We start from the raw sequence: 24,194 nt of genomic DNA, 5'->3' as shown, positions 1-24,194 counted from the left end.
GTGAAATGAAAGGATAAAGGAAAAATGAAATTATTGATAGTACGTCACGGAGACCCTGATTATACCATAGATTCTCTTACAGAGAAGGGATGGAGAGAGGCTGAGTTTCTCGCAGAGAGATTAACAAAACTGGAGATCAGAGACTTTTATGTTTCACCGTTGGGAAGGGCAAAGGATACTGCGTCCCCTACCCTGAAAAAGATGAACCGAACAGCCACAGAATGTGACTGGCTGCGGGAATTTGACGTACTGATCGATCGGCCGGATGTAACGGATAAGAAGATTATTCCCTGGGACTGGCTGCCGCAGGACTGGACAAGGGATGAGAGATTCTATCAGTATGATCACTGGTTTGAAAATGAAAGAATGCTGGCATCGGATCTGAAGGGTCATTATGATTATGTGACAGGAAAGCTCGATGAACTGCTTGCAAAGCACGGATATGTGAGGGATGGGCATTGTTATAAAGTAGTAGAGAGTAATGAAGATACACTTGTATTTTTCTGTCATTTTGGACTGGAATGTGTGCTGCTCAGCCATTTGCTGAATATATCTCCGATGGTATTGTGGCATGGAGTATGTGCTGCCCCAAGTTCTGTGACAACCTTGAATACAGAAGAGCGGAGAGAGGGAATTGCAGCTTTCCGAATGAGTGCGTTTGGTGATATTTCACATTTGTATGTACATGATGAAGCGCCTGCGTTTGCAGCCAGATTCTGTGAAACCTGTGGGAATACAGAAGAGCGGCATGACTGATTTGTTTGTACAGCAGAAAGGAAGATAAAACATTGATATCAAAGACAATGAAAACAATTCTCCATGCGTTATCTGCCGGGAACATTGAGGTAGAAAACTCCAGAAGACTGGCAGATCTTAAGCAGCTGGATGCAACAAGGATTTTTCTGAAAAAAATGGATACAAAGGTATATAATGGAGAACATGTAGTTCCCATACGCCTCTATTTTCCAACAGAGAATGCTATGAGTGCAGGAATTGAGGAGGGCAGTACTTTTCCGGTATTGTTGTTTTTTCATGGAGGCGGTTGGGTGACGGAAAGTGTGGAAAATTATGACCGCGTTTGTTCCAGAATGGCACAGGCTACTGCCCATATTGTGGTATCAGTGGAATACAGGCTGGCGCCTGAACACAGATTTCCGGTACCGTTGGAGGATTGTTATGCTGCAACCAGGGCATTATATGCTAATCAGCTGAGCATAAATACAGATCCTGAGGAAATTACAATTGTAGGTGATAGTGCAGGGGGAAATCTGGCAGCTGCAGTATGTCTCTTGGCAAGAGACCGGGGCGAGTTTATGCCCAGACGCCAGATTCTGATTTATCCGGCACTGGGAAACTGTTATACAGAGAAATCTCCCTTTAGATCTGTGCAGGAAAATGGCAGTGATTATCTTTTGACTGCTGTAAAAATGGAGGATTATCTTAATTTGTATCAAAGTTCACCGTCAGATAGAAATAATCCATATTTTGCCCCGATTGTTGAAGAAAATTTTAAAAATCTGCCGGAAACCCTTATCCTTACAGCTGAATATGACCCTCTCCGTGATGAGGGAGAGGCATATGGAAAGAAACTGCGGGAAGCCGGAAATCAGGTGGAAATCCGTAGAATAAGCGGTGCATTTCATGGATTTTTTGCGTTGGGATTTAAGTTTTTGCATGTGCAGGAAAGCTTTGGATATATTAATCAATTTCTGAATGCAAGCTATGAAAAAATTCTGAATCCGAGTATAAATGATGAAAAGATAAAGTGACCGGAAGGCGAAAAATATGAGAACAGAATATTCTAATTGGAGAAAACTGGATAATGCAGCTCTGGCATTTCCGCTTGTAACAGGGGAAAATGATACAAGAGTTTTTCGGTTTTACTGTCAGCTGAAGGAGGAAGTGGACAGTGATATTCTTCAGCAGGCTTTGGACAGAACTATGGAGAAATATCCATTGTTTCAGGCAGTATTGCGAAAGGGTCTTTTCTGGTTTTATCTGGAGCACAGCCATATCAGGGCATTGGTAAAACCGGAGACAGAGCCGCCTTGCAGCCGTCTGTATATTCCAGACAAAAAATCCCTGCTGTTTCAGGTGAGCTATTATAAAGAACGAATTAATTTTGAAGTGTTTCATGCGTTGACAGATGGCACCGGAGCCATGCATTTTCTCCAGGAGCTTGTACAGAATTATCTCATTCTGGCCCATCCAAAGGAGAATTTTCCGGAGATAGGAAGGGATAAGAAAACAGGTCGCGGAAACATAGAGGAAGATAGCTTTTCCCAGTATTATTCTTCTGATATTCCAAAGAACAGAGAGAAGAAAAAAGCAGCTGTAAAGCTGAAGGGTGAGAAGCTGGTCCATTCAGATATGCATATCTCGGAAGTAGTTCTTTCTGTAAAAGAGGTTCATCAGAAGGCTCGTTCCTACGGTGTGTCCATAACAGTGCTGCTTACAGCTGTGATGCTCTGTTCTATCCGTGAGGAGATCCCAAAGAACCAGCAGAAGCGTCCGGTGACATTGATGATACCTGTAAACCTGAGAAATTATTTTCCGTCTCAGTCCATGACAAATTTCTTTGGATGGATTGAGGTTGGTTATACTTTTTCTGATACAACAACCTTTGAAGAGGTATTGGCGGATGTAAAGCGGCAGTTTGAGCAGGAGCTGGAAAAAGATAAAATAGCCATGCATATGAATGACTATGTAAGGATCGAGAAAAATATATTTGTCCGTGCCGTTCCTCTGGAAATTAAGAAATATTTTCTGATGATCGGAGCGAATCTGGGAAGCAGAAGTATTACTGCTGTTTACTCTAATATTGGTATTATACGTCTTCCTGAGGAGTATAGAGAATATATCCGGCATTTTGGGATTTTTGCCAGTACTAATTCCCTGCAGATGTGTTCCTGCTCTTATGGAGATGAGATGGTGCTGGGATTTACTTCCAAAATACCGGATGACAGTATTCAGAGAAACTTCCGGAGAATGTTAAGTGAGGAGGAAATTCCCCACAGAGAGTTAAAGAACGATTTTCCCGGCTGCGGCGAACAGCAGAGACTGGAAAGAAAAGAAAATCAGAGGATTGTGCAGACCTTTAGTTTCCTGTGTCTGGCAGTTGCTGTTATCTGCGGTATGATCAATATTATGACAGCGGGAACACTGAACTGGTCCTGGTTTGCAGGTGCAGGATGTGTCTGCGCCTGGCTGGTTGTTATGGTAGCTTATTCTAAGAGAAGAAATATTTTAAAAAATGAAATCTGGCAGTTGCTGCTCATATCTGTGATTGCCATTTTGTGGGATCGGTTTACCGGATGGAGAGGCTGGTCTGTGGATTTTATTCTTCCTTTTGGAGTTTTGTCGGTTCAGTTTTCTGTTCCGGTGATTGCAAGAGTAAACCGTCTGAAACGGGAAGAATATCTGTTTTATCTTGTGCAGGCATGTATTGCCGGATTAATTCCCATGATTCTGGCATGGACGGGAGTTGTGAAGTTTGTATACCCATCTGTGATTTGTGCAGGCATTAGCATTCTGACACTGGCAGCATTGTTTATTTTCTGCAAGAAGGATACCTTACGGGAATTTCATAAAAAGCTTAGGATGTAAGAAAAATACAGGGAAGAAAATAGAGGTATAAAGGATATGTATCATTCTGAATTTTATAAAAATGTGGTTGCAGTGACGAACCGTTCTCTGTGTGAACGTCCATTTTTGGAGCAGATAGAACGTGTTTGTGCCTGTCATCCAAAAGCATTGATCCTGAGGGAAAAGGATCTGTCAGAGGAAGAATATTTTCTTTTGGCAAAAGAGGTGCTGGGAATCTGCAGACAATATCAGGTTTCCTGCATCCTTCATACTTATGTGGAGGCAGCCAGAAAACTGGGGCATCCCTGTATCCATCTGCCATTATTTCTCCTTGAAAAATATCAGGGAAAGCTTGGTGATTTTCAGGAAACAGGATGTTCTGTACATTCTGTGGAAGATGCTCTGAAGGCACAGCAGTTAGGGGCTACCTATGTCACAGCAGGACACATTTATACAACAAATTGTAAAAAAGGACTTCCGCCAAGAGGACTGGAGTTTTTGGGAGAGGTTTGTAAGGCAGTGACAGTTCCGGTGTATGCAATAGGAGGAATTCATCCGGGGACAGATCAGCTGTTTCAGGTTATGAGGAATGGTGCAGCAGGTGGCTGTATTATGTCAGATATGATGAAGATATAAAAGATATAATAGATATAAGATATAATAGAAAAGCCACATTTCACAGGGATTAACCAAATATGGTGCCTGTGAAAATGCGGCTTTTTATATTTATGTGATTATGATTTTCTGTTTGGATCTTTTGGAGGATTATTCATCAAAAATGGTAACAATCTCTCCGTCCAGAATACGGTTGGTATTTTTAACAGCACAGAAGTTTCCGCACATACTGCAGGTGTCTTCTTTCTCCGGTTTTGCTTCTGCACGATAGCGTCTTGCCTTTTCCGGATCCATGCTGAGTCTGAACATTTCTTCCCAGTCAAGGCGTTTTCTTGCTTCGCTCATCTTGTAATCCCAGTCAGCTGCGCCAGGAACTCCCTTAGCAATATCTGCTGCGTGAGCTGCGATTTTAGCTGCAATAATTCCTTCTTTTACATCAGCTGCATTAGGCAGACGAAGATGTTCTGCCGGTGTTACATAGCAGAGGAAGGAAGCTCCTGAATAGGCTGCGATAGCGCCGCCGATGGCAGAAGTAATGTGGTCATATCCGGGAGCAACATCTGTTACAAGAGGTCCAAGTACATAGAAAGGAGCACCGTGGCACAGTGTTTTCTGGATTTCCATATTGGCTGCGATCTGGTTCATCGGCATATGTCCGGGTCCTTCGATCATAACCTGTACATTCTTCTCCCAGGCGCGTTTTGTAAGCTCGCCAAGGGTGATCAGCTCTTCAATCTGAGCAGTATCTGTTGCATCTGCAAGGCATCCCGGACGACATGCATCACCCAGACTTAAGGTGATATCATATTCCTGGCAGATATCCAGGATCTCATCAAAATGCTCATAGAACGGGTTCTCTTTTCCTGTCATTTCCATCCATGCAAACATGATGGAACCGCCTCTGGAAACGATATTCATGAGACGTTTATTCTGTTTGAAACGAGCAGCAGTGGCACGGTTCATACCGCAGTGGATCGTCATGAAATCCACACCGTCTTCTGCGTGCATACGTACAATATCAATCCACTCTTCGGAAGTGATCTTGCCAAGTGCTTTGTGATAATATACAACTGCATCATAGATCGGAACAGTACCGATCATTGCCGGACATTCAGAGGTAAGCTTGCGGCGGAAGCTTCTGGTATCTCCGTAGGAACTGAGGTCCATGATGGCTTCTGCTCCCATTTCTACTGCAGAATGTACTTTTTCATATTCCATATCAACGTCTTTCCAGTCTCTGGAAACACCTAAATTTACATTGATCTTGGTAGTCAGTTTTGCACCGACACCACTTGGACTGATACTTTTGTGATTTTTGTTGCAGGGAATGATTACCTGTCCTTTTGCAATCAGTTCTCTTAATTCTTCTACGTCAAAGTGTTCTTTTTCTGCCACGATTTCCATCTGTGGTGTGATGATTCCGCGACGGGCTGCGTCCATCTGTGTTGTGTACTGTGTCATTTTTTCCTCCTTGCCCTGCACTGCGGGCCTGTTACTGCCTTCTTCTGTTGTATGCAGTAAGCTGAAATGAATTGCGCCCCCTATTTTATAGGGACTTGCACCTGCGCATATTCGTATGATAGTTATTAATCTGCTACAAATAGCCTGGCAGAGAGTGGTGCCCCCGGTCTGCCGAAAAAAATAGGGACTGCAATGCGCCAACAAGCGTATAGCAGTCCCGAAGAACTTAAATTTAATCGCAGCTGTCATTATTATGGACAGAACTACGGTTAATTTCCCTACGTTGGCATTATCCAAATCAGGTATAAGGGTCGAAGTTGAAGACTTCCTCTCAGCCTGCTGTTACAAGCTCCCCATTTATCTGTTTTTTTAGTATATTCTTGTTTGTTATATCTGTCAAGCCTTGGTTGTAAAAGAATCATACCCGGCGGAGATAAAGATAATATGCAGAATTTTTGTCGGACTGCCAGGTCTTTTTTCCTACTTTTTTGTTTGCTGCGATCTTGACGTAATAGCGGGTGCCAAGAGTCATGTTATTTAAGCGGAAGGAATTGGCACTGGTTGTTGCAGCCTTTTTGTAGGAGCTGTTGCCGGGATATTTGACATAAACCGTATAGCTCTGGGCACCGGCCACCTTGTTCCATTTGATGGTCATGCTGTTTCGTGTGTTGCCGGCTTTTTTAGGTACGATACCCTTGGCTACATATCTGGTAGTTGGGGTAGTGCTGACAAATTTCTTACCCTGTAAAGTAAGATATGGATAAATCTCTACTTTATAGAAGGCATCCTTCTGTAACGGAAGTGTGAAGGTGTAGCGGTTATTGTAAAATTTGGTTGTTGTTTTCTTGGTCTTGTAGCTGGTATATGCTACTTTGTATCCTGTGATTGCATTATAAGGTGTTACGGTTTTCATGTTGAAGGTGTATCCCTTGTCTGAAGAATAGGAGGTTTTAATACCAACGGATTTGTATAATGTAGCACAGATGATCGTGGTGACAGTGGTGGATTCTTCAGAGTCATTGCCTGCAAGGATGGCAACTGTGTATGTCTTTCCGGGTTTCAACTTGTTAATTTTGCATTTGGTTTTGGAAGTGGTACCGAGAACCTTGTAGCTGTCTGCACCATTGCTGGATTTGATCCGGATGGTATATTTGGTAGCCCCTTCTACTTTGTTCCAGGCAAGAGAAATAGAAGTTTCGGTAGCGGCAGTCTGGACAATATTGGAGGTTGAGCCTACATAGGTGGCATTGTCAACCTCTTCAGTGGAAAGTACAGGTACTTCCGGAATACTGCTTTCCTCCGGTGCGGGAGCCAGGATGGCTTCAGTGGAATCGGCAAAGGCAGCTGTGGACATGCCAACAGTCAGAACAGCGCAAAGTCCCAGGCTCACAAGTAATTTTTTTAAACCTTTCATCTTCATAAAATCTCCTCCTTTTAAAGAATTGTGAGAAAAAATAAAACTCCGCAGATGATAATCAGTATTTTTTACGGAGTAAAGAGTTATGTTTATCTGATTATAACATATCGGAGTTTATATCTGTATTTTTAATATTAAGATTTCGGGACAGGATCCAGGAAGCCTGACCGTTTTTCAGGGATAACCGGCAGGTTATTCATCCCACCCGTCATACATACGGATGGTAACCTGGATGTTACGCACAACGTCCCCTTCCTGAAGTGTCAGGTCGGATTCATCAGAAACAGGGGGAAGATCCATTTCGTCTTCCATAAGTTCTGCATAGATCCAGTTGTAAGCAGCATCATTTGCATTGTCAATGGCATCCTCCAGAGAGTCTCCCTCTGCCTCGCAGCATGCCAGATCAGGGAAGAATCCATGATATCTGCCGGATTCATTTTTGCGGAAAACCGCAGGATATATAAATTTCATAAGCTTAGCTCCTCTCGAAAGTTATAATGTAATGTTATGATTTTCTCCTGTGTTTATTATAATAAAGGAATCATATTTTTATGTGTTTTGGTTTACGTTTACACAGGAAATAGTATATAATACATTCATACATTCATCAAGTGATAAAAAGAATTACTGCTGGTAATCTGATGGGAGATCAAGCTATGCTGACAATTGAAATGGACAATTTTGACCTGGGACAGATCTGCAGGTCAGGACAGTGCTTCCGGATGGAGCAGATCGGGGAAAACCGATATCGGGTGATCGCCGGAGATATGTATCTGGAGCTGACCCAGGAGAAGGGGATCGTTAATTTTTTCTGTCCGGAACTGGACTTTATAGTATTTTGGATTCGCTATTTTGATCTGGACTGTGATTATGGAAAATACATAAACAGGATCAATCCGCGGGATAAATATCTGAAAGCTGCCGGTGAGATGGGAAGCGGTATCCGGATTTTACAGCAGGATCTTTGGGAAGTGATCATTTCTTTCCTTATTTCCCAGCAGAATAATATTATCAGGATCAAAAAATGTATTGAAAATATCTGCCGGGAATTTGGAGAGAAAAAGATAAGCAGCACAGGTGTGGAGTATTATGCTTTTCCCACAGCACAGGCGCTGGCAAAGGCTACTGAGGAGCAGCTGCAGGAGTGTAACCTGGGATATCGTGCCAAATATGTGCTGGATACTGCCAGAAGGGTGGTATTCGGAGATTTTATTCCGGACAAACTATATGATATGAAATATCAAAGTGCCCGCAAAGAGCTTTTACAGCTATATGGAGTGGGAGAAAAGGTAGCTGACTGTATCTGCCTGTTTGGACTGCATCAGTTGGAGGCTTTTCCTGTAGATACACATATTCGGCAGGTGCTGGATGAACATTACAAAAGAGGATTTCCTAACAGGAGATATAGTGATTGTAAAGGGGTGATGCAGCAGTATATTTTTTATTATGAGTTAACTGTTTCATAAAGGCTACCTGAACAAACTGCAAATCTGACGAGGAGGACAAAATTATGGAAATTGGAGCAATGCTTGATGAATTACGGGAAATGGCATTAACGGATGAGAAAATCCGGCAGGAACTGCTGGATACCAGGAAGGATGCGCATCCGCTGGCTGCTTTTTGCAGTAAATGCCGGGAACTGGGATATGAAATTTATGAAATGGATCTGATCACAGCAGGGGAGGAATTTTATGCAACCATGCGCCGAAGTACCAATGGCGGTGGAGAGAATTCGCCTAAGCTGGAGGGAGAAGATGATTTTTATGAATTATTTTTCGCAAGTCTGGAGCAAAAAAGCTGAAAGTATGTTATAATCAACCTAACGTGATAAAGCGGACTACTTATTTGAAAGGAAAGGTGCGGAGAAAATGAAAAAAAAATTAATGGCATGGACAATGTCCCTGTGTGTGTGCGCAGGACTGGCAGGAGGTACAGGAGCTGTAAGCGTATGGGCAGCGGAAGATAATACAAGTGCTGAGGATACACAGAGCGATGCTGTACAGGAAACCGGAGAGGAAACTGCGGATCCGGACGCTGTACGTGTAGGGGCATTAAAGGGACCAACAGCAATGGGAATGGCACAGCTTCTGGATGCGGACGGATATGATTTTACAATTGCCGCATCTCCGGATGAGATCGTACCTATGGTTGTACAGGGCAATCTGGATATTGCTGCAGTTCCGGCAAATCTGGCTGCAACCCTGTATCAGAAAACAGAAAAGGATGTCAGCGTGCTGGCTGTAAATACTTTGGGTGTTCTTTATATTGTGGAGAATGGTGACAGTGTGAAATCCGTGGAGGATCTGAAGGGTAAAACCATTTATGCCAGCGGAAAGGGTGCGACTCCGGAGTATGCTCTGGATTCTGTTCTGGAAGCCAGCGGAATTGATCCGGAAAAAGATGTAACAATAGAATATAAATCAGAGCATGCAGAGGTTGTTTCAGCATTGGCTCAGGACCAGACGGCAGTAGGACTTCTGCCTCAGCCTTTTGTAACGACTGCTTTGATGAAAAATGACAAATTAAAGGTTGCCCTGGATCTGAACGAACTGTGGGAAGCTTCTATGAATGATGACAGTAGGCTGGTAACGGGTGTGGTGATCGCTAAGAATGAATTTATTAAGGATCATGCAGATCGGGTAGATGCTTTTATGGATGCCTATAAGGAATCCGTAGATTTTGTAAACAGTGACACAGAAGCTGCGGCACAGATTATCGGTGACCATGATATTATCCCAAAAGAGGTTGCACAGAAGGCAATTCCGGATTGCAGTATTGTATTCATTGAAGGGGATGATATGAAAACCATGCTTTCAGGATACCTGACAACTTTAAATGATCAGAATCCGCAGATTATTGGAGGACAGTTGCCGGACGATGGGTTCTATTACAAACGATAGAGACAGAACTGAAAACAAAAAATATACAGGGATTCGCATACTGGCAGTGCTTTTCTGGATTGCAGTCTGGCAGATTGCCAGTATGTGGCTTGGACAGGAGATCTTGCTTGCATCTCCTGTTTCTGTTATCCGGAGATTTTTTGAACTGATTTTCACAGGTGATTTCTGGCATTCGGCAGGATTCAGCTTCGGAAGGATCGTGCTGGGATTTTCCATGGCTTTGATACTGGGGATTCTTCTGGCAGTACTGGCATTTTTGTCCCGGACAGTGGAAATCCTGGTGAATCCGGTGCTTACGGCAGTGAAATCTACACCTGTGGCTTCTTTTATTATTCTCTGCCTGATCTGGATCCCTTCCAGGAATCTGTCAGTTTTTATTTCCTTTCTCATGGTGCTTCCTGTGATTTATACCAACATTCTGGAGGGAATCCGCCAGACAGACTGGCAGATCCTGGAGATGGCGAAGGTGTTTCAGGTGAGCATGGGAAGGCAAATCAGATATATTTATGTATCACAGATATTGCCCTATTTTGTTTCTGCCTGCAGGCTTTCCCTGGGTATGTGCTGGAAGGCCGGAGTGGCAGCAGAGGTGATCGGAGTACCCAAGGGTTCTATCGGAGAAAAGCTTTACAATGCCAAGATCTATCTGGAGACTCCGGATCTTTTTGCCTGGACAATAGTGATCATAGTGATCAGCTTTGTATTTGAGAAATGCTTTCTGTGGCTGGTGCGAAAAGGAGTGTATTGTGTGGAGCATAAATAGCTTCGACAGTGAAGAGATGTGCAGTTGTGATAACAGCTTACAGCAGGAGGAAGAGAAATGGATATTAAGATAAAGCATCTTGGCAAGGCCTATGGAGAGCAACAGATCCTTAAGGATTTTTCCTGTCTGTTTCCGGAAGGGAAAACTATCTGCATAAGAGGAAAATCCGGATGTGGAAAGACAACACTGCTTCGTCTGCTCCTGGGACTGGAAAGTCCGGATACCGGTGAGATAGAGGGGATGGAAGGGAAAAAGATTGCAGCGGTATTTCAGGAAGACCGTTTGTGCGAGAATTTAAGTGCAGCCTCCAATATACGAATGGTGTGTCGGGAACCGATTACAGACCAGCAGCTGGAGGAGGCCTATAAAGCCGTGGCACTCACTCATATCTGGCAGAAGCCTGTCCGCGAATTAAGCGGTGGAATGCGCAGGAGAGTCTCTGTCCTCCGGGCGCTGCTGGCAGAATCTGATTGTGTGGTCATGGATGAACCTTTGAAGGGGCTGGATGAAGACACAAAGGAAAGGACCATAAAATATATTCTGAAAAAAACTACTGGAAAAACCTTAATCTTTGTGACACATGAGGAAAAGGAGGAGAGGCTTCTGAAAGCGGATGGGATAATAGAAGTTCTCTGATTTATACCCCGTTCTTTTCGCAGATATCATTGAGACAGCATTTGTCACAGTAGGGAGCTGTACGGGCAGTACATACTTCCCGGCCGTGATTGACCAGCCGGTGGCAGAGATCATTGCCCTCTTCCGGAGGAATGATTTTCCACAACTCCATTTCCACTTTTTTAGGATCCTTCAGATCATGGACCAGCCCGATCCGATTGGACAGGCGGATACAGTGAGTGTCGGTCACAATTGCCGGTTTGCCGAATACATCTCCCATGATCAGGTTGGCACTTTTTCTTCCTACCCCCGGAAGCTTCAGCAGGGCATTAAAATCTTCCGGTACTTTGTCATTGTATTGTTCATGGAGAATCTTCATACAGGCATTAATATCCCTGGCCTTGCTTTTTCCCAGACCGCAGGGGCGTACAATTTCTTCAATTTCCTCCGGGGTTGCCTCTGCCAGGGCTGCTACGTCCGGATATCTGGCATACAGATCCTGTACCACTACATTTACCCGGGCATCTGTACACTGTGCAGCCAGCCGTACGCTTACCAGCAGTTTCCATGCATCATCATAATCCAGGGTGCAATCTGCATCCGGATATTCTTTTTTTAATCGTCTGATCACCTCAAGGGCTAAATCCTGCTTTGTCATATGTATGATCGCTCCATTTCTTATTTGTCCCAATGGACAGATTTTTATTTCTTCGGATACAACTTACTGATTGCTATTATAATAGTTAATTTCAGGCCAGACAATAGTTATTTGTGAGGTTGCATTTTCAAATTTCCTATATTACAATTACGAGAGAATTAATTCAATACTTACAAAAGGAAAAGCAATGAAAATACGAATGTATAATGTAGGGTTCGGAGACTGTTATTGTCTCCGGGACAGAAAAAAGAGCCTGCTGGTGGATTTCGGAACGAATAACAGTAGGATAAAGGGACGGCCCAGACGTGAGATTTTTGATCTGATCATATCGGATTTATCTACCATAGAATGTAAAAATTTATTGTTGACCCATTTTCATATGGATCACCTGTCAGGGCTTCTCTATATGATGAAAAATAAGGACAGTTCCTTTGATTTTGGGAAAATTTATTTGCCGGATGTTTTTTCTGAGGAAAAAATGAGCAGGACACTGGTGTTGCTTTTGCTGGCAGATATGGTTAAGGATTCCTGTCTTCCAAGCCGGCAGGTCAGCTTATTTGCCTTGATAGATGCTTTGCTTGAGAGACAGACTCAGACTGTGGAGCTTTTGAGCAGGGGAAAAATATTTGAGGAAAAATATCAGGCCTTATGGCCGGATACAGATGTGACACAGAGGGAAACGGATGAAGTTTATAATCTGCTGAGAGAAAAATTTCCGGAGATTATGGACGTATTGTTTGATTTTGCGGAAAAGCTGAGACAGATTATCTGGTCGATGACAGATGAGGGAAAAGTACTTTCAGAGAATAATCAGAAAAATATCAGGGCATATGTGTATGAGCGTGAATTTCGCAGGATCAAAGCTCTTCCTGAATTTAAGGAGCTGCTTACCTGGCTAAACAGGAATCAGGTGAATCTGCGTCAGTTTAAGCATAAGATCAGCATTGTTTTTCAGAATGCAAGGGATGGAGAAGTGAATCTGTTGTTTACCGGCGATGTGCAGCCGGAGCATATGCAGATGATCGCAGATAATTATGACGGGAAGTGGCCGTTATATGAACATTACTGGTGTATTAAGGTCCCTCACCACGGAACCCAGGATCATTATTTTAATTTCTCCGGATATGAGCCTGAAAATATGATGATTTCCAATGGAATCCATTTTGCAAACAGCAAAACCCAGTCCAGGGAACTGAGGACTTCCCCTCTCTATGGTGGCCTTTTCTATATACCGGACACTCATATGTATTGTTCTAACTGTGATTGCTGCGACTGTTATGAAAACGGCTGTTCCTGTAAAGAGGCAGATGTGATCTCGCCATCCTATTATAAAGATATATAAAACAGCAGGCATCTGTATATTCCAGTGAATATACAATGCCTGCTGTTGAATTTTTTATGAATTTTTATACAATCACAAAATATATCGGATTATTTTGCCGGTGTCAGGTGCCAGATATCGTTGTTGTACTGCTCGATAGTTCTGTCAGAGGAGAAGAATCCGGCTTTTGCAATATTAACCAGCATCTTCTTAGCCCATGTTTTTCTGTCTGCGTAATCAGCCAGTGCCTGATCTTTTTTCTCAACATAATCGTTGAAGTCAAGCAGTGTCATAAACCAGTCTTTGCTTACCAGTTCGTGGTGCAGTCTTTCCAGATTTTCTTTGTGGCCAAGTGCCAGCATCTTTTCGCTTACAATGAAGTCAACACATTCTTTGATGCGTCTGTCGTTGTCGTAGATAGCTTTGGAGCAGTAATCAGCCTTCTCATAATGTTCGATAACTTTCTCACTGGATTCACCGAAGATATAGATGTTATCTTCACCAACCAGTTCGCTGATCTCAACGTTAGCGCCATCCATAGTTCCCAGAGTAACAGCACCGTTCAGCATGAACTTCATGTTACCTGTACCACTTGCTTCTTTGGAAGCCAGGGAGATCTGCTCGGAAATATCGCATGCAGGGAATAATTTCTCAGCTGCAGATACATTATAGTTCTTAACCATAACAAGCTTCATGTATGGTGCAACTTCCGGATCATCTTTGATAAGATCCTGAAGTGTGAGCAGAAGATGAATGATATCCTTTGCGATCACATAAGCAGGAGCTGCTTTTGCACCGAAGATAAAGGTAACAGGCTGAGATGGTTTCTTTCCATCCTTGATCTCCAGATATTTGTTGATGATGTACAGAGCATTTAACTGCTGACGTTTGTACTCATGGAGACGTTTGATCTGGATATCATAGATGCTGTTCTCATTAATTTCAACACCTGTGTTGGACAGGATAAATTCTTTACAGGTTTTCTTAGCTTCTGTTTTGATCTCAAGGAGCTTATTCAGAACTGCTTCATCATCCTTATATTTCAGGAGATTTTCCAGTGCAGTTGCATTTGTTTTAAACTCATCACCGATCAGGGAGGTAATATAGTCTGTCAGCGGATGATTGCAGTGCATTAACCAGCGGCGGAATGTGATACCGTTAGTCTTGTTATTGAATTTCTCCGGATAAATATCATAGAAAGCTTTCAGCTCGCTTGTTTTCAGGATTTCTGTATGCAGGGCAGCAACACCGTTGATGGAGAATCCGTAGTGGATATCCATATGTGCCATATGAACCAGATTGTTCTTGTCGATGATTGCCACATTTTCCTGTGGATATTTTGCTTTGATTTTCTCATCCAGTTTTTCGATGATCGGTACAAGGTGAGGAACTACATCAAGAAGGTAGTCCATTGGCCATTTTTCCAGAGCTTCTGCAAGGATGGTATGGTTTGTGTAAGCACATACTTTGGATACGATCTCAGCAGCCTCATCGAAGTCGATTCCGCGCTCTGTCAGAAGACGGATCAGTTCCGGAATGACCATACTTGGGTGAGTATCGTTGATCTGGATCACTGCGTAGTCTGCAAGGTCATGCAGGTTGCAGCCTTTTTTTGTTGCCTCGTCAAGGATGAACTGTGCAGCATTGGATACCATGAAGTACTGCTGGAAGATACGGAGCTTACGTCCGTCATCATCGCTGTCATCCGGATACAGGAACAGTGTCAGGTTGTGAAGGATGTCCTTTTTGTTAAAGGAAATTCCATCGTGAACCATAGATTCATCTGCCAGATCAATGTCAAATAAGTGCAGATGAATGGATTTGTTATTGTAGCCTGCAACGTCGATATCGTACAGGGAAGATTTCAGTGAAAATCCGCGGAACGGTACAGTATAGGAAACACCTGCAGGTGTGAGCCAGCTGTGTTTTTCAATCCATGGGTTCGGAGTTTCCTTCTGAAGTCTGTTCTCAAAGAGCTGTTTGAAAAGACCCAGATGATAATTCAGACCAATACCTTCGCCCGGAAGACCGAGAGTTGCGATGGAATCCAGGAAGCATGCTGCCAGACGTCCAAGACCACCGTTTCCAAGAGATGGTTCCGGTTCAACTTCTTCGATGTCAGCGATGGCTTTTCCATTCTCTTTTAAGAATGCAGCAACATCATCATAGATTCCCAGATTGATCAGGTTGTTGGATAATAATTTACCGATCAGGAATTCTGCGGAAATGTAATAGATTTTCTTCTTTCCATTCTGATAGCCTTTTTCAAAGAGCTGATTTTTTGTATAGATTAATAATGCGTTGTAAATTTCTTCATTTGTGCACTGGCGTGCATTTTTCTTATACAGGTCATAGATGAGCTTTTCTAAATTTTCCATCGTAATCTCCCTTTCTGAAATAAATATGTGTTTTTTATGAGTTAGATTGCTTATTTTTTTTAGGTTTGAATAGTGTATTGTTTTTGGTTATATCAGTAAGAGAAGTTCTCTTGCTGACATCTATAACTATATCAGCAGTCTATTCAAAAAAATACAACAAAATTGCGATTTTATGACAGGTTTCTGCGAAACTTATGAGGAGACATTCCGGTTGCCTGCTGGAACTTCTTGATGAAATAGCTGGTGTTGTTGAAACCTACTTCCAGTGCGATCTCTGTGACAGAGGAGTAGGAATGCAGAAGCAGAGGCTTGGCTTTCTCGATGCGCAGGTCATTGATGTAGGCAATCAGAGTCTTGCCGGTATATTGCTTAAACAGTTTCATAAAGTAGTATTCGCTGTAATTGGAGAGCGCAGTGAGCTCTGCTGCGGTCAGTGACTGTGAATAATTGAGGTTGATGTAGTCCAGGATCTTTTTAATAGAAGCAAGACTTTTGTTCTCTTCCTTATCTGCGGGAGTGATGTAATTTCCCATGAGCATTTCGTAGAAAAAGCTGAAGAACAGAGCCTTTAATTTTACGAAATAATATGGCTTTTTTTCTTTATGGCAGGAATGGATCCGGTCAAAAAGCAGGCAGATATTTCCATAATTGTCATCAGATCTGGAAATAATATGGGTAAATTCCGCCTGATTATCCATCAACAGGGAAATGACACGTTCCTGACATAAATCTCCCGCCGGGCCTGACAGGAAGTTCAGGTCAAAAACAATACTACGGAAATAAAGGATATTCTTCAGATCTGTTTTTATGCCATGGAGAACTCCACGGTTCACAATGATCAGGTCACCGGCCTTGACGCGGAGGATCTCTTTATTCAGACGGACCAGTCCGCTGCCGGATTCAATATAGATCAGTTCCATCTCGTCATGCCAGTGGTTGTAGAGGGAATGGAAGATTTCGCAGTTGTCTGTATAAGTTTCTATGGGAAGTTCAAAGGAGCCGTGAGAGCTTCGTTCTTTCAGGGTATCATCTACTTCGATCGTGGGAACCGGCATAGTGGAGTACCTCCTTTTATAAAATATCTGGATTATAAAGAATATTATGAAAGACAGAACACAGTCTGTCAAGCAGTGGGAAGATATGGAAAATTATAGAATCATAAAAATTTCAGCAGTACAATGGAGTCAAAATAATCTGTGCGGTCAAGCCACTGGTAAGCTCCGTCATATTTCTGGCAGATATCCTCTATGATAGACAGTCCAAATCCATGGGAGGGCAAGGGATTGTAAGATTCCTTTTTGGTAGTCTGATGGTTAAAAATCTGTTCCGGATTCTTGGTATTATGAAGATAGATGGACAGACATTCTCCGGAAAATTCTGTGGACAGACGGATAAAAGGCTTCTGGCTGCCGGACTGGAGACAGGCTTCTATGGCATTGTCCATCAGGTTAAAAAATACACTGCACAGATCTGTGATCTCTATGGAAAGTTTATCAGGCAGAAATATTTCATAGGAAACCTGAATATGATACTGTTCTGCCCGAAGTTTCTTTCCCTCCAGAATCGCCTGTATCAGGTTATCCTGACAATAAGGATGAAAACGTTCCTTCTGAAAAGTCTGGCTGAAACTGTCAAGGGCAGCGGCCGCTTCCGGATATTTGTGATTGCTTAGTAAGTCCTGGATATGTGTCAGGGCAGACTCCGTTTTTCTCTGCAGTACATAGGTTTCTTCTGTGCGGAAATGAAGATGATCCATCTGCTCCTGCTCCATCTGATGCTGTTTTTGGAGCATGGAGAGCTGAGAAGCTATCTGGATTTTTTTTAACTGGTCATTCAGTGTTTGGTAGAAAATGATGCAGATGAAGGTCAGAAAAACTCCCAGGATAAAAAATTCCAGGCTGGTTTCCTGGGGGTAAAGTGTGGCCAGGAAATAAATAAGCTGAAACAGAAAAGTGCTGATGAAAAGCAGAGGGATTGACAGGAGCAGATTTTGGGGAGGATTTGCTGCAAAGTTTGCTGCTGGTGAATCTGTTTTTTCAAAAGTATGACTGGGAGTTGTTTTTGGGGAAAGCACAGATTCCAGATATTTGTCTGCTTCGCTGTAATTTTTGGCATTTATCAGATATGACAGAGAAAACAGGTGATTCTCTATATCATGGTTCCATTTGCGCAGGCTGGCGTATTCTGCACTTAGGGTTTTAGATGCATTTAACTGTTTCTTCAGAAGAAGAGCCTCCTGCTGATGGCAGATGTGTTTTTCATGTTGAAGGCGCAAGGTGCAGATTGCTCGATAAAACAGAAAGGATCCAAGTATACATAATACCCAATACAAAATGCAGAAAAAGATTCTAAGAAAAAGGGAGCACGGAAGTGCCAGCAGGTTATTGGCCAGTGCCGGAAGGATAACAGGAGAAAGCAGTTCAAAGAAAGTGACAGTTTTGAGATAGCTGAAACACTGCTGCAAAATATGGGCGACTTTTTCCAGCAGGAACAATCCAAGAGCCATATTAAAGAACTGGATGATCAGAAATTCTACAGGGGAGCACTGGGATCTCAGAGTGGAGGGAGTATACATGACAGTGGGGAACAGCAGATTATGGATCTGCAGAAAAACGCTGGAAGCAACGATCTCTGCACAGGTTTCTAATAGTACGAAAATAAAATAAACAGCCAGCTTTTGCAGAAAAGAGGCATGGAATCCAATAAAAACACAACCCAGGATAAGAAGCTGGATCAGGATCGTAAATTCTCCGCTGAGGGTGCTTCTCTTCATCAGAAAACACAGGCTCATGGGTAAAGTGAAAAGGATCAGCAGGAAAAACAGTGAGATTTTATTTCTCGCAGGAAGGAGCCGCCTGGAAAAATAAAGGATTGCAAAATTGGTATAAACGGCTGCAAGAATATCCAGAAAAAGATTAATGACAGTTTTGCTCATGATTCTACCTCTTTGTGATGTACAAGCTTCATAAAAGCAAGGGAATCTTTTACAGACTGATAATAGGAACGGCTTACAGGTACAGTATGACCTCCGGACAGCTGTATTCCCTGATGGCTGTAGGTGCATACTGCATGGAGGTTCACACAGAAACTGTTATGGCACCGGCAGAAATCCGGTTTCAGCTGCTCGGCCAGATCATGAAGCCGTTCTTTGGTTGTGTAAGAGTAATCTCTGGTGTGGATGATGGTTTGACGCAGATTACGCTCCAGATACAAAATTTCAGATTTTTGTACCTGATAATTTCTGGAATTCATGGAAAAGTACAGATATTGTTCCTGTCTGTCTGCAAGTTTGCGGCAGGCTGCCTGTAGTGCCAGTGGCAGATATTTGGCCATCTGCAGTTTATGGATGAAATATACATGCTCAGTCTCATATACAGCAGTGGCATATTGGAGATACTGGCTGATAAAAATAATCTGGGAGTCCGGACAAAGCTTATTGATCTGATCTGCCAGCGCAATACCATTCATAGAATTTTCGCCCAGATCAATATCCATTAAAACAATGGAATAAGGACAACTGGATGCAGAATTGGAAATTGTTTCCAATAGTTCATTTCCGGTAGAAAAATGGCAGGTCTGAAAAGTATTTTCCGGTAAATCCCTGAGAATGGAGTAGATGATTTCATAATGCTGAGGATTGTCTTCGCAGATAGCAAGATTCATGGTTGGGGACTCCTTTTGTATATGGAAATATTTGCTGAAATATATGGAATTATCATACTGCAAAATGTCGAATTGTGCAATAGTCACTGTTCCTTGTGTTTTTGGAAACAGTAACCATAAAAGATGCAAAATATGTAGCAAACTATGTCTATTTGTGTCGATAAAGGTTATAGATGAAAGTTTCGTGATATAATCGGCATATGGAAACGAAGGAGAAAATAAAAATCCTGAAGAACTTTTAACGCTGCATATATATTGAAATCATCTGGTTTCCATGGAAGAAGAAAAGAAAATATTATGAGAAAGATCGTTTTATAAAAACAATATATAAGCAGCGTTTACGAAGTAATTGAGAAAAAAGATACAAAAAATATTTATATTGGACGATGATGATGTGCGAACAATCCCCGGAGGCCGGAAATGGTTTCCGGGGATTATTTGCTTTTTCGGATTGCAGAACATCGTTATATATGATTATAATGTAAAAGATAACACTGGTTAAAAAATAAGTATGAGATTAGAGAGGGTATAGTATTATGAATACAAAGGAAATCAGCGGAAAACGCCAGATGGAGTTTCTGGCAGATTTTGATTATATCAGGGAGGCAGGAACAGAAGGCGAGGCAAAAGCAGCAGAGCGGATCAGAGCAGAGTTGGGAAGTTTTGGGGTGGAGAGTCATCTGGAGGAATTTGCCTTTTCCGCTTTTCAGATAAAAAAGGCAACACTGACCGTTACAAAGCCATACAGAAAGGAATATACAGTAATCGGATATGGCAGATGCGGAAATACCACAGAAGAGGGGACAGAGGCTGCTTTCTTGTATGCGGAAAATGGAGATGATATCAATCTTTCCTATGCAAAGGGAAAAATTGTAATGGTCAATGAAGTGGTGAGAGCAGAAATGTATCAGAAGCTGCAGCAAGCCGGAGCAGTTGGATTTATCAGTATAGCGGGAACGCCGCTGGATGAAGGAGTTGATCTGACTCCACGTGCCTGCAGTCTGCCCAGAAATCTGCAAGGAGAAAAAGGTCAGGAGGTTCCAGAAGACATAGAGAAAGAAGCCGAAAAATACAGTAAAAGAATGCCGGGGATCAGCATTCACTATAAGGATGCAGTAGAACTGGTTACGAAAGGTGCATCCCAGGTATGTCTGACTGTCCGGCAGGAAATCATCACACATACTTCTCGCAATGTGGCAGCGCGCATAGAAGGAACTGATAAAGGGGAAGAAATCCTGACTCTTACTGCACATTATGATTCTGTGCCTGAGGGACCGGGAGCTTATGATAATATGGCAGGCGGGGCTATTATTATGGAACTCTGCAGATATTTTAAGTCATACAGACCGCGCAGAACGATTGAGTTTGTATGGTTTGGGGCAGAGGAAAAGGGCCTTCTGGGAAGCCAGAATTATATCAGAGTTCATGAGAAGGAACTGGCAGCTCATCGCTTTAATATGAATGTGGATCTGGCCGGACAGCTTATAGGAGGAACTGTTGTGGGAGTAACAGCAGATATTTCTGTCTGTGAGCTGATTACCCATATGGCACAGGAAATCGGGATTGGAATTTCAGTGAAGAATCAGATATGGGGAAGCGATTCCAATACCTTTGCGAGGAAGGGAATTCCGGCTATGACTTTAAACAGGGATGGTTTTGGTATGCATACCCGTCATGATACCATTGCGTTACTGTCAGACTGGTCATTGGAGAGAAGTGCGATCCTTCTGGGATATATTGCAGAGGAGTTGGGAAACAGGGAAAACTTCCCCTTTGAACGAAAAGTGCCTGAGAATTTTATCAGTCAGTTGGAAAAATACTTTGCATAAGTGTTTTCGGTGAAACGGCGGTGAATTATAATAAGATAAAATTGAAAAAATAATAATAAACAAGAATGATTATGAATTGATTTATAGTGATTTATGCCAAAAATCCCCATATTTATTGGTATAATACCAACAAAGTGATATAAAGTACGATAAAATAATTGACAATACGATGGCATACTGCTATACTTGAACTCAAGTTAAGGCAAAAATATAAAAACACTTTTTTTGTACCCAAAATTAACTGCACGATTGTAACTAATCAACAATGTACAGAAAGAAAAGGAGAGAAAACTATGAAAATGTACAAAAAAGTTCTTGCAGCAGCACTTGCAGGTGCAATGACAGTTTCCATGTCTGCAACAGCATTCGCAGCAGATGAAGATGGCTACATTATTAAAGCCACAAATGAAGATTCCAAATCATCTGACAATGATCTGGTGATCGCTATTGAAGGAAGCGTAAGTTCCATGGACCCGGCAAACATTCCGGACACAAATGCAATTTCTGCTACACGTGGTGTATATGAAACATTAGTTTCTTTCGATGACAATCAGGAGCTGGTAGGAAAACTGGCTGAATCCTGGGAAATTTCCGATGATTCCCTTACCTATACTTTTAAGCTTCGTCAGGGTGTTAAGTTCCAGGACGGAACAGACTTTAATGCAGCAGCATTCAAAGCAAACTATGACCGTGTAGTTGACAAGGACAATAACCTTCGTCAGAGAAGAACCTTTATCATTGCTAATGCAGACGGTTCTGAAACTCCTCGTGTAGAGAGTATTGAAACACCGGATGATTACACAGTAGTTATCAAACTGGCAAAGGCATGGGCTCCGTTTATTAACCGTCTGACACAGTTCTGTATGATCAGCCCAGCAGCTTTGGAAGAGTATGGCAATGATATCATGAACCATCCATGTGGAACAGGCCCATATGTATGTACAGAATGGGAAGAAGGCGACCACACAAGCTTTGCACGTAACGAAGATTACTGGGGAGAGAAACCAGGCGTTGATACTGTAACAATCAAAGAAGTTCCGGAAGCAGGCGCACGTACGGCTATGCTTCAGACAGGTGAGGCAGACCTCATTTATCCTACACCATCTGATCAGATCGAAGCTATCAAAGGTACAGATGATGTTAACATTCTTACAGCAGATTCCAATATCATGAGATATGTAACTCTGAACATGGATCTGGAACAGCTTTCTGATGTAAAAGTACGTCAGGCTATGAACTATGCAATTGATAAAGACGCATATATCCAGTTAATGTATTCCGGATACGGAAAACCTGCTACATCTGTAGTTCCGTCTATCATCGGTGGATACGAAGAGCAGGAAGCTTACACATATGATGTAGATAAAGCAAAAGAGCTTATGAAAGAAGCCGGATATGAAGATGGCTTTAAGCTTACACTCTGGGGTGATAACACAACTCAGGAAATTAAAGGTATGACATTTATTTCCCAGCAGCTTGCTCAGATTGGTATTGAAGTAGAGGTTCAGCCGATGGAGCCTGCAACAGTAAGTGATAAGATCTATGTTGACAAAGATGAAGCTGAGATCAATATGTGGTATGTAAACTGGTCTGCATCTGACTTCACAATGGATGGTTCCTTACGTTCTCTGCTTTACAGCTCCATGTGTCCTCCAACCAGTGCAAATACAGCATACTTCAATGATGCTGACTTTGACAAAGATCTGGATGAAGGTCTTGCAACTGCAAATGAAGAAGAACAGGCTAAATATTATGGCGATGCTCAGAAGATTGCATGGGAAGCTTGCCCATGGCTGTTCCTTGGCAACGACCAGATCATCTACTCTACAAAATCTTACCTGTCTGGTGTATATGTATCTCCGGACGGAGCATTCAACTTCGCAAATGCAACTTTAGCACAGTAATAACAAAGATGTCCAATCAGGAGAACTGCCATAAGTTTTACTATGGCAGTTCTCTGACTCTAAAACCTTTTTCAAACACATTCTTAAGTAAAAATAACCGGATTTCCGGTAATAAAAACTGAAATACAGGAAAAGAATCAATATAAATGATAAGGAGGAAAACTATGGGACGTTATTTAGGTAAACGTTTGGTAAGCACGATTCCGTTGCTTCTGGTTATCTCATTTGTAGTATTTATGTTTATCCATATGATCCCTGGTGATCCGGCACGACTGATAGCCGGCCAGGATGCAACAAAGGAAGACGTAGCAGTTGTACGTGAACAGCTGGGACTTGATGAACCGTTACTTGTACAGTATGGTCAGTATATGAAAGGTCTTTTTACAGGAGATCTTGGAAATTCTATTAAAAACGGTAAAACAGTAGCAGAAACAATCGCACCAAGACTGAAACCAACTATTATGCTGACTTTTTCATCCATGATCTGGGCAGCAATCATCGGTATCGCTATCGGTATCATCGCAGCAGTTTTTCATGGCAGGATTCTTGATTATGTAGGTATGGTAATAGCAATTGCAGGTATATCTGTTCCAAGTTTCTGGTTAGGTCTGGAATTGATCCAGCTTTTTTCAGTAAGCCTGGGATGGCTTCCAACCAGCGGACTGGAGACCTGGAAGAGCTATATTCTTCCATCACTTACAATGGGAGCAGGAATCATGGCTGTACTTGCCAGATTCTCCAGATCCTCTATGCTTGAGACAATGCGTGAGGATTATGTACGTACAGCACGTGCAAAAGGTCTCTCTGAATCTCTGGTAGTTATGCGTCATGCATTTAAGAACTCTCTGATCGAGATCGTAACAGTAGCCGGACTTCAGATCGGTGGTCTTCTTTCAGGATCTGTTATGGCTGAGACTGTATTCTCTATCCCTGGACTTGGACGTCTTCTTGTTGATTCCATCCAGCTTAGAGATTACAAGGTAGTTCAGGCACTGCTTCTGTTTTTTGCTACAGAATATATCCTGATCAACCTGATCGTAGATGTTCTTTATGGCGTAATTAACCCAAGAGTACGTTATGAATAG

At 42.4% G+C, this 24,194-nt stretch carries 21 protein-coding genes and 1 riboswitch; of the genes, 13 read left to right on the top strand and 8 right to left on the bottom strand.

The genetic code is table 11. The features are described 5' to 3' along the window. Positions 1–24: 24 nt before the first annotated feature. From ACTNC6_RS09980 to ACTNC6_RS09965, 4 genes are read left to right on the top strand one after another with little or no spacing between them, the layout of a single operon-like run. Positions 25–756 carry a histidine phosphatase family protein gene (locus tag ACTNC6_RS09980; RefSeq protein ID WP_441043990.1) on the top strand — a complete coding sequence of 244 codons (732 nt, stop codon included), beginning with the start codon at positions 25–27 and terminating at the stop codon, positions 754–756. 47 nt (positions 757–803) lie between these two features. Next, complete coding sequence (locus tag ACTNC6_RS09975; protein WP_441043997.1) at positions 804–1,769, top strand: alpha/beta hydrolase; 966 nt, start codon at positions 804–806, stop codon at positions 1,767–1,769. A gap of 16 nt (positions 1,770–1,785) precedes the next feature. Then, complete coding sequence (locus tag ACTNC6_RS09970) at positions 1,786–3,606, top strand: DUF6320 domain-containing protein (protein WP_441043989.1); 1,821 nt, start codon at positions 1,786–1,788, stop codon at positions 3,604–3,606. 36 nt (positions 3,607–3,642) lie between these two features. Further along, positions 3,643–4,221, top strand: coding sequence for a thiamine phosphate synthase (locus ACTNC6_RS09965; protein ID WP_303242333.1), 579 nt, complete (start codon positions 3,643–3,645; stop codon positions 4,219–4,221). 129 nt (positions 4,222–4,350) lie between these two features. Here the strand turns inward: ACTNC6_RS09965 and thiC are convergent, their stop codons facing one another. The 3 genes from thiC to ACTNC6_RS09950 all read right to left on the bottom strand — a co-directional run bounded on the left by thiC (position 4,351) and on the right by ACTNC6_RS09950 (position 7,549). After that, the gene (gene thiC, locus ACTNC6_RS09960) at positions 4,351–5,661 is read right to left on the bottom strand and encodes a phosphomethylpyrimidine synthase ThiC (protein ID WP_186994638.1); all 1,311 of its coding nucleotides are present in this window, start codon (positions 5,659–5,661) and stop codon (positions 4,351–4,353) included. 257 nt (positions 5,662–5,918) lie between these two features. After that, positions 5,919–6,027: riboswitch (TPP riboswitch) on the bottom strand. Between the two features lie 52 nt (positions 6,028–6,079). Further along, on the bottom strand, positions 6,080–7,081 hold the full coding sequence (locus ACTNC6_RS09955) for a fibronectin type III domain-containing protein (protein WP_441035795.1): 1,002 nt from the start codon (positions 7,079–7,081) through the stop codon (positions 6,080–6,082). Positions 7,082–7,270: 189 nt separating this feature from the next. Then, the gene (locus ACTNC6_RS09950) at positions 7,271–7,549 is read right to left on the bottom strand and encodes a type II toxin-antitoxin system HicB family antitoxin (RefSeq protein ID WP_019160457.1); all 279 of its coding nucleotides are present in this window, start codon (positions 7,547–7,549) and stop codon (positions 7,271–7,273) included. Between the two features lie 185 nt (positions 7,550–7,734). On the opposite strand from ACTNC6_RS09950, the gene ACTNC6_RS09945 reads away from it, so the two are divergent. From ACTNC6_RS09945 to ACTNC6_RS09925, 5 genes are all read left to right on the top strand, one after another. Beyond that, on the top strand, positions 7,735–8,544 hold the full coding sequence (locus ACTNC6_RS09945; protein WP_441043988.1) for a DNA-3-methyladenine glycosylase family protein: 810 nt from the start codon (positions 7,735–7,737) through the stop codon (positions 8,542–8,544). A gap of 44 nt (positions 8,545–8,588) precedes the next feature. Next, positions 8,589–8,879: a hypothetical protein gene (locus ACTNC6_RS09940; protein ID WP_441035800.1), complete on the top strand. Its 291-nt coding sequence runs from the start codon at positions 8,589–8,591 to the stop codon at positions 8,877–8,879. Between the two features lie 67 nt (positions 8,880–8,946). Further along, positions 8,947–9,978 (top strand): ABC transporter substrate-binding protein, encoded by a 1,032-nt coding sequence (locus tag ACTNC6_RS09935; protein ID WP_441043987.1) that lies wholly within the window; start codon positions 8,947–8,949, stop codon positions 9,976–9,978. Further along, the gene (locus ACTNC6_RS09930; protein ID WP_441035803.1) at positions 9,956–10,741 is read left to right on the top strand and encodes an ABC transporter permease; all 786 of its coding nucleotides are present in this window, start codon (positions 9,956–9,958) and stop codon (positions 10,739–10,741) included. The genes ACTNC6_RS09935 and ACTNC6_RS09930 overlap by 23 nt, the downstream gene beginning before the upstream one ends. A 57-nt stretch (positions 10,742–10,798) precedes the next feature. Then, a complete protein-coding gene (locus ACTNC6_RS09925; protein ID WP_441043986.1) occupies positions 10,799–11,377 on the top strand; it encodes an ATP-binding cassette domain-containing protein in 579 nt (192 codons plus the stop codon). A 1-nt stretch (position 11,378) separates the two neighbouring features. On the opposite strand, the gene ACTNC6_RS09920 is transcribed toward ACTNC6_RS09925, so the two are convergent. Then, on the bottom strand, positions 11,379–12,014 hold the full coding sequence (locus ACTNC6_RS09920) for an endonuclease III domain-containing protein (RefSeq protein WP_019160460.1): 636 nt from the start codon (positions 12,012–12,014) through the stop codon (positions 11,379–11,381). A 187-nt stretch (positions 12,015–12,201) separates the two neighbouring features. On the opposite strand from ACTNC6_RS09920, the gene ACTNC6_RS09915 reads away from it, so the two are divergent. Then, a complete protein-coding gene (locus ACTNC6_RS09915) occupies positions 12,202–13,356 on the top strand; it encodes an MBL fold metallo-hydrolase (protein ID WP_441043985.1) in 1,155 nt (384 codons plus the stop codon). Between the two features lie 89 nt (positions 13,357–13,445). Here ACTNC6_RS09915 and ACTNC6_RS09910 read toward each other — a convergent pair whose 3' ends face one another. The 4 genes from ACTNC6_RS09910 to ACTNC6_RS09895 all read right to left on the bottom strand — a co-directional run bounded on the left by ACTNC6_RS09910 (position 13,446) and on the right by ACTNC6_RS09895 (position 19,376). Beyond that, positions 13,446–15,713, bottom strand: coding sequence for a glycogen/starch/alpha-glucan phosphorylase (locus tag ACTNC6_RS09910; protein WP_441043984.1), 2,268 nt, complete (start codon positions 15,711–15,713; stop codon positions 13,446–13,448). 170 nt (positions 15,714–15,883) lie between these two features. After that, positions 15,884–16,768 carry an AraC family transcriptional regulator gene (locus tag ACTNC6_RS09905; RefSeq protein WP_441043983.1) on the bottom strand — a complete coding sequence of 295 codons (885 nt, stop codon included), beginning with the start codon at positions 16,766–16,768 and terminating at the stop codon, positions 15,884–15,886. A gap of 101 nt (positions 16,769–16,869) precedes the next feature. Further along, entirely contained in the window at positions 16,870–18,648 is a 1,779-nt protein-coding gene (locus tag ACTNC6_RS09900; protein WP_441043982.1) for a sensor histidine kinase, read from the bottom strand. Beyond that, positions 18,645–19,376 carry a LytR/AlgR family response regulator transcription factor gene (locus tag ACTNC6_RS09895; protein ID WP_441043981.1) on the bottom strand — a complete coding sequence of 244 codons (732 nt, stop codon included), beginning with the start codon at positions 19,374–19,376 and terminating at the stop codon, positions 18,645–18,647. Before ACTNC6_RS09895 ends, ACTNC6_RS09900 begins: the two co-directional genes overlap by 4 nt. Before the next feature lie 536 nt (positions 19,377–19,912). Here ACTNC6_RS09895 and ACTNC6_RS09890 point away from each other — a divergent pair. The 3 genes from ACTNC6_RS09890 to ACTNC6_RS09880 all read left to right on the top strand — a co-directional run bounded on the left by ACTNC6_RS09890 (position 19,913) and on the right by ACTNC6_RS09880 (position 24,194). Further along, positions 19,913–21,205 (top strand): M20/M25/M40 family metallo-hydrolase, encoded by a 1,293-nt coding sequence (locus ACTNC6_RS09890; RefSeq protein WP_441043980.1) that lies wholly within the window; start codon positions 19,913–19,915, stop codon positions 21,203–21,205. Between the two features lie 293 nt (positions 21,206–21,498). Continuing rightward, positions 21,499–23,109, top strand: coding sequence for a glutathione ABC transporter substrate-binding protein (locus ACTNC6_RS09885; RefSeq protein WP_441043979.1), 1,611 nt, complete (start codon positions 21,499–21,501; stop codon positions 23,107–23,109). Positions 23,110–23,273: 164 nt separating this feature from the next. Further along, positions 23,274–24,194 (top strand): ABC transporter permease, encoded by a 921-nt coding sequence (locus ACTNC6_RS09880; protein ID WP_441043978.1) that lies wholly within the window; start codon positions 23,274–23,276, stop codon positions 24,192–24,194.

Source organism: Blautia sp. HCP3S3_C4, from assembly GCF_052064095.1.
Taxonomy (GTDB): domain Bacteria; phylum Bacillota; class Clostridia; order Lachnospirales; family Lachnospiraceae; genus Blautia_A.
This window is presented reverse-complemented; position numbering and strand designations above follow the sequence as displayed.